Origin of the sequence: Plantactinospora siamensis (assembly GCF_042434095.1) — a bacterium.
In the GTDB taxonomy this organism is placed as follows: domain Bacteria; phylum Actinomycetota; class Actinomycetes; order Mycobacteriales; family Micromonosporaceae; genus KBS50.
The window spans coordinates 72,448-86,648 of sequence record NZ_JBHLUE010000017.1; the positions used below are offsets into that span (position 1 = coordinate 72,448).

Consider the following 14,201-nt stretch of genomic DNA (forward strand, 5'->3'; position numbering starts at 1 on the left):
CCCTGTTAACCCGCCGGATGTGCCGGAGCCGCTGGTCTGTGGCAGGGTGGCAGCGTGTCGCTCACTCCCGTCGGCGAGGCGGTCGTACCGAGCCGGCTGCACCGCGCGGCGCGCATCGAGGATGCCGTCCATCAGGTGGTCGCGCGGCGGTTGCAGCGCCGGGGCTGGCGTCCCCAGATCGTGGCCTACACCGGGTACGGCGGGTGCGACTGGGCCCGCGTGATGGGCCGGGTGGTGCTGGGCCGGATCGAGTCCCGGCCGGATCGCCGGCCCGAGTCGGTGCGCGGCTGGCGCAGCTTTGCCAGCCTGCCGGCCAAGCACACGCCGGTGGTCATCGAGGCCGGCGGGCGCCGGCACGAGGCGCAGACCGACCGTAGCGGGTTCATCGACGTACGCGTCGATGGCCGGTTCTCCTCGGGCTGGACGACCGTCCGGATCAGCACGGCCGACGCCGACCCGGTGGAGGCGCCGATCCGGACCATCGATCCGGAGGTCCGGTTCGGCATCCTCTCCGACATCGACGACACGGTCATGGTCACGGCCCTGCCCCGACCGCTGCTGGCGGCCTGGAACACCTTCGTGCTGGACGAGCACGCCCGGATGGCCGTGCCCGGGATGGCGGTGCTGTTCGAGCGGTTGGCCACGGCGCACCCGGGCGCGCCGGTGTTCTACCTGTCGACCGGCGCCTGGAACGTCGCGCCGACGCTCAGCCGCTTCCTCTCCCGGCACCTCTACCCGGCCGGGCCGCTGCTGCTCACCGACTGGGGGCCCACGGCCGACCGGTGGTTCCGCAGCGGCCGCGAGCACAAGCGGGCCACGCTGGCCCGGCTGGCGCGGGAGTTTCCGGACGTCCGGTGGCTGCTGGTGGGTGACGACGGGCAGCACGACCAAGAGATCTACGCGGAATTCGCCGCCGCGCATCCGCAGAACGTGGCAGGCGTGGCGATCCGCCGGCTGTCCCCGACCCAGGCCGTGCTGGCCGGCGCGTTCCCCACCCCGCCCGGCCATCCCGCCGACAGCGGGCCGGACGGCCAGCGCTGGCTGTCGGCCCCGGACGGCGCGGGCCTGTTCCGCCTGCTGCACCGCGCCGGCCTGGTCTGAGCGGGCGCGCGGGGCCGGCCTGGTCTGAGCGGGCGCGCGCGGGGCGGCCTTCGCTGGCGAGGGCGAGGCCGCCGGCAGGGACGGCCGGGTCAGGTGAGGGCCAGCAGCACCGCCTGGCCGTTCGAAGCGGCCGCCTCGTAGAACCGGCGCAGTTCGGCCAGGTTCGGCATGAGGTAGCTGTCGAGCTCCTCGACGCCGTTGGCCCAGATGGCCGGGTAGATGTCGGCGGCCGACATGGCCTGCGGGTCGAACCGGGCGCGTAGCGTCTGGACGTCCACCGCGCCGAGCGCGCCGGCGATGGTGCGCACGGCGTCCGGGCGCACCAGCCGGGCCGGGCCGTAGCCGTTGTCCTCCCCGACCTCCTCGCCGCCGAGGATCGCCGCGCCGGCCCCGTCGCCGATCTCCCAGGCGGTGCCGGTGAGCAGGTAGTGGATGCCGTGCCAGGACTTGTCCAGGTCGAGCTCGGGTTCGGCCGCCTCGTCGTCGTCGTCGCCGTACAGCAGCGTATCGACCTCCGCCGGGTCCGCGAGCACCGCTGCGAGCTCGACGGCATCGCGCGGGGCTGCGGTGCCCGGCGCGATGCCGGGCACCGCAGCTGCCTCATCCGTGCCGACCGGCTAGGGGATCATCGCCGGCGCCGTCCGCGAAGCCTCGTCGACGGCGGGCCGTACGTCCGTCTCGAGCCGCACCCTCGGCATCCGGCGCTCCAACCAGCGGGGCAGCCACCAGTTGTACCGCCCGAGCAGTTCCATCGAGGCCGGCAGCAGGACCAGCCGCACGACGGTGGCGTCCACGGCCACGGCGGCGGCCAGTCCGAGCCCGAGCTGCTTGACCCCCAGGTCTGCGCCGAGCATCACGGACAGGAACACCACGATCATGATGGCCGCCGCCGCGCTGATCACCCGCGCGCTGCGGGTCAGCCCGTCCCGTACCGCGCGCCGGGTGTCCCCGGTCAGGTCGTACGCCTCCCGGATGCGAGAGACCAGGAACACCTCGTAGTCCATCGACAGTCCGAACAACACCGGGAACATGATCAGCGGCACCCATGCGGTGACCGGCATGGTGGTGGGGAAGTTCAGCGCGCCGCCCAGCCAGCCCCACTGCACGACGGCGACCAGCACCCCGAACGACGCCCCGATGGACAGCAGGTTCAACAGGCCCGCCTTGAGCGCGAGCAGGAGCGACCGGAAGATCACGATCAGCAGCAGCAGGGAGAGCGCGACCACCACGACGATCACCAGCGGCAGCCGGCGAGCGGTCAGTTCGGCGAAGTCGATGGTGGCCGCCGCCGCCCCGCCGATGAGGACCGGTTGGCCCGGGGTGGCCGCCCGGAGCCGGTGCACCAGGTCGATCGTGGCCGGATCCTGGGTCCCGGTGTCCGGTCGCACGGCGAGGACCGCGACGGCCCCGTCGGGACTACGTCGGGGCGGGCTCACCGACGCCACCCCGGGCTGTGCGGCGAGGGTTCGCGCGACGCCCTCCGGATCGCCCCCGGGCAGGGTGATCACCGCCGAGAGGGTGGCGTCGAAGCCCGCCCCGAAGCCGTCGGCCAGGATCTGGTGCGCCCGGTATGCGCTGGTGTCCCGCGGCTGGGTGCTGGCGTCCGGCGTGCCGAGCCGCAGCGCGAACACCGGCGCGGCCAGCACGAGCAGGACCAGCGAGGCCAGCACGGTGGCCAGCACCGGCCGCCGAGCCACCGTGCCGGCCCAGCGCGCCGACCACGGATTGGCCGAGGCGCGTCGCCGGTGCACCGACAACCGGTCGATCCGGGCACCGATCAGGCCGAGCAGGGCCGGTAGCAGGGTCACGGCGGCGAGCATGGTCGCCGCGACGGTGGCCGCGGCGCCCACCGCGAGGCCGCGCATGAAGTCCAGCCCGGTGAGCAGCAGGCCGGCCAGCCCCACCACCACCGTGCCGCCGGCGAACAGCACCGCCCGGCCCGCCGAGGACGTCGCGGTCACCACCGCCTCCCGCGGGGCCTGACCGGCGGCCAGCGCCTCCCGGTAGCGGGTGACGATGAACAGGGCGTAGTCGACGCCGATTCCCAGACCGATCATGCTGGCCAGCACCGGAGCGAATCCCGGGACCGGCAGGACGTTGCCCAGCAGCGCCATGGCGGACAGCCCGATCGCGATGCCGAAGAGCGCGGTGACGATCGGCAGCGCCATCGCCAGGACCGAGCCGAAGGCGATCAGCAGGACCACCGCCGCGGCCAGCAGCCCCACCCCGTCGGCGGCGCCCCCGCCGGGCGTCTCGACCGCGTCCACCGCCGCGCCGTCGAGGGCGAACGTGACACCGTCGCCGCTGGCTGCCCGTACCCGGTCGAGCAGGGCCGTCGTCTCGGCCGGCGGCATGTCCTCGGACGGCACGGTGAGGGTTGCGACGGCGTAGCCGGTCCGGCGGTCCGCCGAGACCTGACCCGGCGAGTCGTACGGGGTGGCGACCCGGCCGACGTGCGGCGCCGCGTCGAGCGCCGTCACCAGATCGGTGACCCGACGCCGGACGGCGGGGTCGTCGAGGCCGGCGTCGGCGCGGACGGCCAGCGTGACGGTGTCGCCGGCCAGATCGGGCAGGTGCTGCCGGACGAGGTGCTGCGCGGCTCCGGACTGGGTGGTGGAGTCGCTGAAGTCGTCGGTGGTCGGACCGCCGAACCGGGCGCCGAGCAGCACCGCGAGCACGGTCAGGGCGAGCCAGGCGAGCAGGACCGGCAACCGGTGCCGGTGGCAGGCCGCGGCGAGGCGGGAAAGCCAGCTGTTTTCCATGCCCCCGATCGTGCTGGCGGCGCCCGGCCCGGGCGGCCCACCGGCGGAGACTCTTCGCCGGTCCAGCTGCTACCGCGGCGTACTCCCAGGGTGGTACGCGTCCGGGTCAGCCAGGCCGGTCCGGTACGCGAAGACCACCAGCTGCGCCCGGTCCCGCGCGGCCACCTTCGCCATTGCCCGCGCCACATGGGTCTTGGCGGTGAGCGGGCTGACCACCAGCCGGGCGGCGATCTCCTCGTTGCTCAGGCCGGCGGCGACCAGGGCGACGACCTCCCGCTCCCGGGCGGTCAGCGCGGCCACCTCCGGCGGGGTACGTCTCGGGGCGGGCGCCGGCTCCGCCCGTACCGACCGGTGGATCACCGCCCGGGTGACGGCCGGCGACAGCAGCGCGTCGCCCCGCGCGACGATCCGCAACGCCCGCAGCAGCTCGTCGGGCTCGGCGTCCTTGACCAGGAAACCGCTGGCGCCGGAGCGCAGCGCCGCGAACACGTCGTCCTCCTCGACGAAGGTGGTCAGCACCACCACCCGGACCGAGGAGAGCCGGTGGTCCTCGGTGATCCGCCGGGTGGCCGTCACCCCGTCGACGTCCGGCATCCGCAGGTCCATGAGGACGATGTCCGGTCGCAGCTCGCGGGACAGCGCGACGGCCTCGCCCCCGTTGGCGGCCTCACCGATCACCTCGATGTCGGGGGCGTCCTCCAGCAGCGACCGCAAACCGGCCCGGATCAGCCCCTGGTCGTCGGCCAGCAGTACCCGGATCAGGATTCCTCCCTGGGAAGCTCGGCCCGGACGGTGAAGCCGCCCGCGGGGTTGGGGCCGGCGTGCAGACTACCGCCCACCGCCTCGACGCGGTGCCGCATTCCGGCCAGGCCGCGACCCCCGCCGGGGCCGGCGGGCTCCGCGGCGGCCCCCACGCCGTCGTCGGTCACCTCGATCGTGAGCGACCCGGGCGTGGCCCGCAGCCGCACCTCGGCCCGCGCCGCCGGGCCGGCGTGCCGCAGCACGTTGGTCAGGGACTCCTGCAGGACCCGGTACGCGGCATGGTCGACCTGCCGGGGCAGGACCGTTCCCTCGTCGAGCCGGTCGGGCGCTTCGACCCGGAGCCCGGCGGCGCCGACCGCCGTCAGCAGGTCGGGCAGCCGGTGCAGGCCGGCGTCGCGGGAACCGACCGGTTCGGCGGCACCGTCGTGCAGGGCCTCCAGGGTGCCCCGCAGCTCGGTGAGCGCGGCCTTGCCGGTGCTCCGGATGGCGGTGAGCGCCTCGCGGACCCGTTCCGCATCCCGGTCCACCAGGCGCAGCGCCGCCGCGGACTGCACGGTGATGGTGGCGATCGCGTGCCCCACCGTGTCGTGCACCTCGCGCGCGATCCGCAGGCGTTCCTCGGTGACCCGACGCGCCGCGTCGCTTTCCCGGTCCCGTTCGACCGCGGCCAGGCGTTGCCGCACCTCGGCGGCGTATGCCCGCCTGCTGCGCACCAGGGCGCCCAGCAGCATCGCCACCACGACCACCGCGACCTGCGGCAGGAACACCGACGCGGTGTCCAGGGCCGGCAGGCCGTGCCGGACGCTGACGTCGGCCCCGGCGGCGAGGAAGAAGGCCGGAACGGGCATGGCCGGCCACACGTGGCCGAGGAGCGTCGCGGCGTACAGCGGCGCGGCCAGCACCAGCGCCGGCGGGAAGCCCGGGTAACCCACCGCGTAGAAGACCAGCAACGCCGCGCCTACCAGGTACAGCGCGGCCAGCGGGTGCCGGCGGCGGGCCAGCAGCGGCGCCGCCATCGCGACCCCGAGGGCGTACGCGAACCAGTTACGGGGCGACGCTCCCGCCTCCCGGCCGGTCGTGATCGCGAACTCGGCGACGGCCAGCACGCCGAGCACGACCGCGAGGTCGGCGATCCGCCCGCGCCCTACCGCCCCGATCCGGTGCACGGGCACACCCTACGCACATCCGCTCCCGCCGCGGCCTGCCGCCGGGCGCCGATCGTCTGCCGTCCGGTCAGGCGGGTCGCAGCCAGATGGCGCCGAGCGGCGGGACGCGCAGGGCGACCGAGGCGGGCAGCCCCTGCCACGGCACGCTCTCGGCCTGCACCGAGCCGAGGTTGCCGACGCCGGAGCCGCCGTACACCTGGGCGTCGGTGTTGATCACTTCAATCCACCGGCCGGCCAGCGGCAGCCCGATCCGGTAGTCCTCGCGGGGCACGGCCGAGAGGTTCGCCACGCACACCAGCGGCGAGCCGTCCAGGGCGATCCGGATGAACGCCACCGTGTTGTTGGTCTGATCGTCCGCGACGACCCACCGGAAGCCGGCCGGCGACGTGTCCTGGGACCACAGCGCGGGGCTGTCCCGGTAGGCGCGGTTCAGGTCGGCCACCAGCCGCTGCACCCCGGCCCTGGCGGGGTCGTGCAGGACGTACCAGTCCAGGCCCCGGTCCTCGCTCCACTCCCGGTCGTCGGCCAGCTCGCAGCCCATGAACAGCAGCTGCTTGCCGGGGTGCGCCCACATGAGGGCGAGCAGCGCCCGCACGTTGGCGAGCCGCTGCCAGGTGTCGCCGGGCATCTTGCCGGCCAGCGACCCCTTGCCGTGCACCACCTCGTCGTGGCTGATCGGCAGCACGTAGTTCTCGCTCCACGCGTACACGAGCGAGAAGGTGAGCTGGTTGTGGTGGTACTTGCGGTAGACGGGCTCCTTCGACAGGTACGTGAGCGTGTCGTGCATCCAGCCCATGTTCCACTTGAAGCCGAAGCCCAGTCCGCCCTCCGAGGTGGGCCTGGTGACCCCGGGCCACGCGGTGGACTCCTCGGCCACCATCACCACCCCGGGGTGGTGCCGGTAGACCGTCGCGTTGGTCTCCTGCAGCAGCGTGATGGCCTCGAGGTTCTCCCGCCCGCCGTACCGGTTGGGCAGCCACTGGCCCTCGCTGCGGGAGTAGTCGAGGTAGAGCATCGAGGCGACCGCGTCCACCCGCAGCCCGTCGACGTGGAACTCGTCGCACCAGTAGAGGGCGTTGGCCACCAGGAAGTTGCGGACCTCCGGCCGGCCGTAGTCGAAGACGTACGTGCCCCAGTCCGGGTGCTCGCCGCGGCGCGGGTCGGGATGCTCGTACAACGGCGTGCCGTCGAACCGGGCCAGCGCCCAGGCGTCCCGGGGGAAGTGCGCCGGCACCCAGTCCAGCAGCACCCCGATGCCCGCCGCGTGCAGCCGATCCACCAGGTGCCGGAAGTCGTCGGGGTCGCCGAACCGGGCCGTCGGGGCGTAGTAGCCGGTCACCTGGTAGCCCCAGGATCCGCCGTACGGGTGCTCCATCACCGGCAGCAGCTCCACGTGCGTGAAGCCCATCTCGGTGACGTACTCGGTGAGCTGCTCGGCCAGCTCGCGGTAGGAAAGGCCGGGCCGCCACGAGCCCAGGTGGACCTCGTACACGCTCATCGGCTCTTGGTGCGCCGGCCGCTGCGCCCGGCGGGCCAGCCAGGCGGCGTCGCCCCACTCGTACCGGGACTCGTGCACCACCGACGCGGTGGCCGGCGGCGTCTCCGTGCACCGGGCCAGCGGGTCGGCCTTCTCCCGCCACTGCCCGTCGGGTCCCAGGATGACGAACTTGTAGCGTTGGCCAACCTCGGCGTCCGGGACGAAGACCTCCCACACGCCGCTGCCGCCGAGCGAGCGCATCGGCCAGCCGCCGTGCAGATCCCAGCCGGTGAAGTCGCCCACCACCCGGACGCCGCGTGCGTTGGGCGCCCAGACCGCGAACGACACCCCGGTCGTGCCGGCCAGCGTCCGCACCCGTGCGCCGAGGACCTCCCACAGCCGCTCGTGCCGGCCCTCACCGATGAGATGCAGGTCCAGCTCGCCGAGGGTCGGGGGGAAGCGGTACGGGTCGTCCCGCAGCTCGCCGTCGACCTCGATCCGGTAGTCGACGACCTCGCCGGGCAGGGTGGCCTCGAACACCCCGTCGGGGTGGATCGGGCGCATCGGTTCCCGGTGCCCGTCGGCCACCACCGTGGCCGCGTCGCAGCCCCGGCGGAGCGTACGGATCACCGTGTGCCCGTCGGCCGGATGCGCGCCGAGCAGGGCGTGTGGATCGTGCGCCCGCCCGGCGATCAACTCGTCCATGGTCATTCCTCGGGTCCGTTCATCGACCGGGTCGAGTGGGCCGCGCCGGCGCTCCGGCCGGACCGCTGGGCGGGCGCCTTCGCCGGCATCAGCGCCGGGGTGGGGCGCGGCTTCGCCACGAGGCCGGGCCGCGGCGGCGTCGCCCCCACCGGGCCGGAAGCCCGGGAGCCCGGGGAGGGCGACGGGCCGGGCGCTGGCGTAGGCGACGGGCCGGGCGCTGGCGTGGGCGACGGGCCGGGCGAGGATGCCGGTACGGGTGACGGCCGGGGCGCGGGCGGCGGCTCCGGCGAGGTCACCGGCTCCGGCGAGGTGACCGGCTCCGGTGAACGGGCCGGCTCCGGTGAACGGGCCGGCTCGGGCGGGGTCACCGGCTCCGGCTCGGGCGACGTCACCGGCCGAGGCGCGGGAGCCGGCTCGGACGCGGGGGTCGGCTCCGGCGCGGGGGCCGGCCGAGGCGCGGGGGCCGGCTCGGCCGCGGGGGCCGGGTCCGGCGCGGCGGCCGGCGTCGATGAGGACGCGGGCGGCGTGCCGCCCGGGCCGGTCGGCGGGGTGACCGGCGTCGGCGCCGGGACCGCCGGCATGGCGTACGCGGTGCGGGCGATCTCCGGGTCGGTGCCGGCCGGGTGGACGGTGAAGACGTGCGCGGGCTGGAGGTACGGGTCCAGCCGCACGGCGTTGCGCTGACCCCAGTCGTAGTGGACCCCGGTCAGCTCGTCGACCACGGTGAACCGCTCGTGCCAGTCGAGGCCCAGGGCCGGCATGTCCAGCGTGGTGTTCCCCCACTGCACCTGCGCCGGGTCGAACGAGCAGATCACCAGCACGGTGTTCCCGGTCTGCGGATCCCGCTTGGACCAGCACAGCAGCGCCGGGTTGTCGATCTCGTGGAAGCGCAGGTTGCGCAGCCAGTGCAGGGCCGGGTTGGCCCGGCGGATGGCGTTCAGCCGGGTCAGGAACGGCGCCAGCGACCGGCCCTGCGCCTCGGCCGCCGCCCGGTCCCGGGGCCGGAGCTGGAACTTCTCGTTGTCGAGATACTCCTCGGCGCCGGGCCGGGCCACGTGCTCGAACAGCTCGTAGCCGGCGTAGAGGCCCCAGGAGGGGGAGAGCAGGCTGGCCAGGACCGCCCGGATCTTGAACATCGGCGGCCCGCCGTGCTGCAGCGTCTCGTGCAGGATGTCCGGCGTGTTGGGCCAGAAGTTCGGCCGCATGTGGTCGGCGGAGGCGACCAGCTCCTCGCAGTACTGGCGCATTTCCCCGGCGCTGGTCCGCCAGGTGAAGTACGTGTAGGACTGGCTGAAGCCGACCTTGCCGAGGCCGTGCATGATGGCCGGCCGGGTGAACGCCTCGGCCAGGAAGATCACGTCCGGGTCGACCTTCTTCACCTCGGCGATCAGCCAGTGCCAGAAGTCCAGCGGCTTGGTGTGGGGGTTGTCCACCCGGAACGCCTTGATGCCCTCGCCCACCCAGTGCAGCACCACCCGCAGGATCTCCGCCCGGATGCCGTCCGGGTCGGTGTCGAAGTTGAGCGGGTAGATGTCCTGGTATTTCTTCGGCGGGTTCTCCGCGTACGCCACCGAGCCGTCGGCCCGGATGGTGAACCACTCCGGGTGCTCCGCCACCCACGGGTGGTCCGGCGCGCACTGCAGGGCCAGGTCCATGGCCACCTCGAGGCCCGCCGCCGCGGCCGCGGCCAGAAAGGCGCGGAAGTCGTCCGGCGTACCCAGATCGGGGTGGATGGCGTCGTGCCCGCCCTCGGCCGCGCCGATGGCCCACGGCGAGCCGACGTCGTCGGGCCCGGCCACCAGGGTATTGTTCCGGCCCTTGCGGTTGATCCGGCCGATCGGGTGGATGGGCGGCAGGTAGAGGATGTCGAAGCCCATGGCCGCCACCTCCGGCAGCCGCCGGGCCGCCGTGGCGAACGTGCCGGTCCGGTCCGGCCGGCCGGCCGCGCCGAGCACCGCCCCCTCGGACCGGGGGAAGAACTCGTACCAGGCCGAGAAGAGCGCGCGCTGGCGGTCCACCCACAGCTCGTACCGGTCCGAGCGGGTGACCAGGCGGCGGACCGGATGCGCCCAGAGCAGCTCGGCCAGCTCCAGCGCGGGCGCCACCCGGGCGCCCAGCTCGAGCGCGGGGTCGCGCAGCGCGGCGGCCGCGGCCTCGACTGCGGCGCGGGCATCCTCCGGTACGCCGGCGGCCGCCTCGTCCAGCACGGCGGCGCCCTCGGCCAGGTCGTTGGCGAGATCCTCGACGCCCTGGCCGGCGGCCAGCTTCTTGGTCACCGCGTCGCGCCAGGTCAGGTACGGGTCGTCGAACGCCTCCACGGCAAAGCTCCACGAGCCCGTCGCGTCCGGCTGGATGAACGCGTGCCAGCGGTCGTCGCGGTGCTCACCCGGCCGCATCCGCACCGCCGGGCGCGGCGTGGAGTCGGGACCCTGCCAGACGACCATGCAGCCGAGCGCGTGGTGCCCCTCCCGGTACGACAGCGCGGACACCGGCACGAGCTCACCGACCACCGCCTTGGCGGGGTACCGGCCGCAGGCCACCGAGGGCGAGACCGCTTCGATCGGAAACCGTCCAGTCACGGTGCCCAACCTACTGCCCACCGGCCCGCCCCGCGCGATGAGATCACCGAGCGCGGGTGTCCCCGTACGGCGGTCCGGGATGGTCAGCCGGCGGGGCGCCCGGCGTCAGCCGGAGGGCGCGACGGCGAAAACGTCCGGGCCGTAGCCGGACGCGTCGGACGGGGCCAGTTGTCCGGTTTCGTCCGGGCGGGTCAGCCGGTAGCCGTACTCCGCCAGCAGCCGCGCGACCGGTTCCCGGCTCTCCCCGAGGACCCGCTCGCTCATCCGGTTCCACTCGAGCTGGAGCACGGTGATCCGCCGGTCGGCGAGGGCCGCCCGGGCGCCCTCGAGGACCAGCCGCTCGGCGCCCTCGACGTCGATCTTGACCCCCGCGGCCACGCGGTCCCCGAGCACCTCGTCCAGCGTCCGGACCGGGACCGGTGTGCCCCCGTGGCCGTGGCCGTGGCCGTCGCCGAGGACCAGATGGTTCATGGTGTCGTTGCCCGAGGTCAGCCGCAGGGTGCCCGGTTCGGCCGCGAGGGCGCACTCCAGCACCTCGATGGGATATCCGTTCAGGCCGACGTTCCGGCGCAGCTCCTCGGCCGCCTGCCGATCCGGCTCGACCGCCACCACGGTCGTGCCGGACTCCGCCGCCCACAGGGCGTAGGTGCCCACATTGCTGCCCACGTCGACGAACAGGTCGCCCGGCCGGAGCAGCCGGCGCCAGGCGTGCATCTCCGGCCAGTCCGGCGGGTTTCCATAGACCACCAGCCCGGCCGCGGCGTGGTGCGGGCGGGCCAGGATCCGGGAGCGCTCCCCGAGCCGGGCGACCGTCGGGCGGCCCAGCCGGCCGCGTACCTGGTAGCTGACCGCCCGCAGCACGCTGCGCAACCGCCGGTCCCGGTTGGCCGGGTGGCGCCAGACATGCGTCAGGACCTGGCCCGAGATGCTGATGGCGCCGAGCACGCCCGTGTTCTTCGTGGATTGCGACATGGTGACTTTCGGCTCGTCGGGCCGTGTTCCGGCGGGTGGATCGCGGGCGATTCCCTGTCTCCAACGACGGGGCCCGGCCCGAGGGTTCGCCGGTGTTGGCGCCCGCGACGTGACGGAGGCGCCGGTCGGCTCGTTTCCCGGATGAAACCGCGAGGCGTTCAGGCTGGAGGACTGCCATGCGACCACCCGGGCGGCGCCGGCCGCCGGCCGTGCCCCTCGGCATCGTGCTGATCGACCACCCGATCCAGTACGTGGCGCCGGGTCTCCGGAGGCTCGCGGAACAGTCCGGGATCCGGACCCGGACCTACTACCGCCGGGCGTTGCTGAACGGGTTCCACGATCCCGGGTTCGACCGGTGGGTCAGGTGGAAGACCGACCTGCACTCCGGGTACGACTGGTGGGCGCCGCCGGAGCGGCCGGGCTGGCAATCCGCCCTGGCCGTGGCCCGCCAGCTCCACCGGGACCGCCCCGACGTGCTGTTGAGCTTCGGCTGGACCAGCCTCGTCGCCCGGGTGGCCTTCCTCTATGCGCTGCTCACCCGTACCCCCGTGCTCTTCTTCTCGGACGCCAACATCCGGACGCCGCGCCCGCCGACGTGGCGCAACCGGCTGCGGCGGCGGCTGTTGCGGGCGGGCTTCCGCCGGGCCGCCGGCGCGCTGACGGTGGGGGCGGCCAACCACGCCTTCTACGTCGCCCACGACATCCCGGCGCAGCGGCTGTACCCGGGGGTGTTCTGCGCCGAGGTCGACCGCTTCGTGGCGGCGGCCGCCCGCCGGCACGACGCCGGTACGCCCGGGACGGACCGCCCGTTCGTCATCGGGTTCGTCGGTAAGCTCATCGGGTTGAAGGCCGTCGACGACCTGGTCGAGGCGTGCGCCGCGCTCGGCCTCGACCGGCGCTGGGAGCTGTGGCTCGTCGGGGACGGCCCGCTCCGCGACGAGATCACCGCGCTGGTGGCCCGGCGCGGGCTCACCGACCGGGTACGCCTGTTCGGCTTCCGGAACACCGACGAGGTGCCCGACCTGGTGGCCGCGATGGACGTGCTGGTGCTGCCATCCCGGTCCGAGCAGCGCGGCTTGGCGGCCCTGGAAGCCCTGGCCGCCGGGGTCCCCGCGGTGGTCAGCTCGGTCACCGGGGTGTGGGGACCGGGCGACGTGATCGAGCCCGGTGTGAGCGGCCTGGTCTACCCGGTGGGGGACATCGACGCGCTGGCCGGTTGCCTCCGCCGGCTGATGGACGACCCGGCGTTCCGGCGTGGCCTCGCCGCCGAGGGCCGGGAGCGGGCGGCCCGGCTGGGCGCCGAGGGGTTCGGCGCGTCGGTCGCGGCCGCCCTCCGGACGGTCGCCGCCAACGGACGGCGGCCGGTCCCGCGCCCGGCGACGAAGGAACCCGCTCAGCCGAGCGTCGAGCGGTAGACCTCCACCGTACGGGCGGCGATCGAGTCCCAGGAGAAGTGCTCGACGGCCCGGCGCCGGCCGGCCCGACCGAACTCGGCGGTCCGCTCGGGGTCGGCCAGCAGCGTGCCGATGGCCGAGGCCAGGTCGGCCACGAACCGCTCCGGCTCCAGCGGCGTCCCGCTGCCGTCGCCCGCCTGCTCGATCGGCACCAGCAGCCCGGTCTCGCCGTCGGCCACCACCTCCGGGATGCCGCCGGTGGCCGTGGCCACCACGGCCGTCTCGCAGGCCATCGCCTCCAGGTTGACGATGCCCATCGGCTCGTACACGGACGGGCAGACGAAGACCGTGCTGTGCGTGAGGATCTGGATCACCTCGTGCTTGGGCAGCATCTCCGGCACCCAGACCACCCCGGTCCGGCTGGCCCGCAGCTCGTCGACCAGCCCCCGCACCTCGGCCGCGATCTCCGCGGTGTCCGGGGCGCCGGCCAGCAGCACCAGCTGGGTCTCGGCCGGCAGCGACCGGGCCGCCCGCAGCAGGTAGGGCAGCCCCTTCTGCCGGGTGATCCGCCCGACGTACACCACGCTCGGGCGGCCGGGGTCGATCCCGAGCCGGTCCAGCACGTCGGTGCCGGCGTCCGGGGCGTACTGCCGGGTGTCGATGCCGTTGTGCACCACGTGGATGCGGTCCGGGTCCACGGCCGGGTAGGCGGCCCGGACGTCCCGGGCCATCCCGGCCGAGACGGCGATCACGGCGTCGGCCGCCTCCAGCGCGGTCCGCTCGCACCAGGACGACAGCGCGTACCCGCCGCCGAGCTGCTCGGCCTTCCACGGCCGCAGCGGCTCCAGGCTGTGCACGGTGGCCACGTGCGGCACGCCGTGCAGCAGCTTGGCCACGTGGCCGGCCAGGTTGGCGTACCAGGTGTGGCTGTGCACCACGTCGGCGCCGGCGGTGGCCGCGGCCATCTCCAGGTCGACGCCCATCGTCCGCAGCGCCGGGTTCGCCCCGGCCAGGCCGGGCGGGTCGGCGTACGCGGTGACGCCCGGCTCGGTGCGCGGCCCGCCGAAGCAGTGCACCCGCACGTCGGCGTGCGCCCGCAGCTCCCGGGCCAGGTATTCCACGTGCACCCCGGCGCCGCCGTACACCTCCGGCGGGTACTCCCGGGTGAGCAGGTCGACGCGCAGGTCGCCGTCGGCGGCGGTGGGATTGGTCACCTCCGGAACCCTAGGGCGTCGTCCGGCCCGCTACAACACGGGACCCGCCGCCACCAGGGGCCACAACCG

Annotated in this window: 9 protein-coding genes and 1 pseudogene; 2 read left to right on the forward strand and 8 right to left on the reverse strand. The window is 74.5% G+C overall.

Annotated features, from left to right (window positions below; genetic code table 11):
• Positions 1 to 54 precede the first annotated feature (54 nt).
• Positions 55 to 1,101, forward strand: coding sequence for an App1 family protein phosphatidate phosphatase (locus tag ACFFHU_RS20820; protein ID WP_377341372.1), 1,047 nt, complete (start codon positions 55 to 57; stop codon positions 1,099 to 1,101).
• Between the two features lie 89 nt (positions 1,102 to 1,190).
• On the opposite strand, the gene ACFFHU_RS20825 is transcribed toward ACFFHU_RS20820, so the two are convergent.
• From ACFFHU_RS20825 to ACFFHU_RS20855, 7 genes and pseudogenes are all read right to left on the reverse strand, one after another.
• Positions 1,191 to 1,691, reverse strand: coding sequence for a YfbM family protein (locus ACFFHU_RS20825; protein ID WP_377341374.1), 501 nt, complete (start codon positions 1,689 to 1,691; stop codon positions 1,191 to 1,193).
• A gap of 27 nt (positions 1,692 to 1,718) precedes the next feature.
• Positions 1,719 to 3,863, reverse strand: coding sequence for an MMPL family transporter (locus ACFFHU_RS20830; RefSeq protein WP_377341375.1), 2,145 nt, complete (start codon positions 3,861 to 3,863; stop codon positions 1,719 to 1,721).
• 69 nt (positions 3,864 to 3,932) lie between these two features.
• Complete coding sequence (locus ACFFHU_RS20835; protein ID WP_377341845.1) at positions 3,933 to 4,625, reverse strand: response regulator; 693 nt, start codon at positions 4,623 to 4,625, stop codon at positions 3,933 to 3,935.
• Entirely contained in the window at positions 4,622 to 5,791 is a 1,170-nt protein-coding gene (locus ACFFHU_RS20840) for a sensor histidine kinase (protein ID WP_377341377.1), read from the reverse strand. The genes ACFFHU_RS20835 and ACFFHU_RS20840 overlap by 4 nt, the downstream gene beginning before the upstream one ends.
• A 67-nt stretch (positions 5,792 to 5,858) precedes the next feature.
• Positions 5,859 to 7,973 carry a 1,4-alpha-glucan branching protein GlgB gene (glgB, locus tag ACFFHU_RS20845; RefSeq protein WP_377341378.1) on the reverse strand — a complete coding sequence of 705 codons (2,115 nt, stop codon included), beginning with the start codon at positions 7,971 to 7,973 and terminating at the stop codon, positions 5,859 to 5,861.
• A gap of 479 nt (positions 7,974 to 8,452) precedes the next feature.
• Positions 8,453 to 10,552, reverse strand: a pseudogene (locus ACFFHU_RS20850) (alpha-1,4-glucan--maltose-1-phosphate maltosyltransferase); the annotation flags it as partial.
• A 105-nt stretch (positions 10,553 to 10,657) separates the two neighbouring features.
• Positions 10,658 to 11,524 carry an FkbM family methyltransferase gene (locus tag ACFFHU_RS20855; RefSeq protein ID WP_377341380.1) on the reverse strand — a complete coding sequence of 289 codons (867 nt, stop codon included), beginning with the start codon at positions 11,522 to 11,524 and terminating at the stop codon, positions 10,658 to 10,660.
• Between the two features lie 176 nt (positions 11,525 to 11,700).
• Here ACFFHU_RS20855 and ACFFHU_RS20860 point away from each other — a divergent pair, with 176 nt between their 5' ends.
• On the forward strand, positions 11,701 to 12,939 hold the full coding sequence (locus ACFFHU_RS20860; RefSeq protein ID WP_377341382.1) for a glycosyltransferase: 1,239 nt from the start codon (positions 11,701 to 11,703) through the stop codon (positions 12,937 to 12,939).
• On the opposite strand, the gene glgA is transcribed toward ACFFHU_RS20860, so the two are convergent.
• A complete protein-coding gene (gene glgA / locus ACFFHU_RS20865) occupies positions 12,918 to 14,132 on the reverse strand; it encodes a glycogen synthase (RefSeq protein WP_377341384.1) in 1,215 nt (404 codons plus the stop codon). The genes ACFFHU_RS20860 and glgA overlap by 22 nt on opposite strands.
• Positions 14,133 to 14,201 lie beyond the last annotated feature (69 nt).

Coding starts and splice junctions, on each gene's coding strand:
- ACFFHU_RS20830 (WP_377341375.1), bottom strand. CDS start 3,863: ATGGAAAACAGCTGGCTTTCCCGCCTCGCCGCGGCCTGCCACCGGCAC.
- glgB (WP_377341378.1), bottom strand. CDS start 7,973: ATGGACGAGTTGATCGCCGGGCGGGCGCACGATCCACACGCCCTGCTC.
- ACFFHU_RS20855 (WP_377341380.1), bottom strand. CDS start 11,524: ATGTCGCAATCCACGAAGAACACGGGCGTGCTCGGCGCCATCAGCATC.
- ACFFHU_RS20860 (WP_377341382.1), top strand. CDS start 11,701: ATGCGACCACCCGGGCGGCGCCGGCCGCCGGCCGTGCCCCTCGGCATC.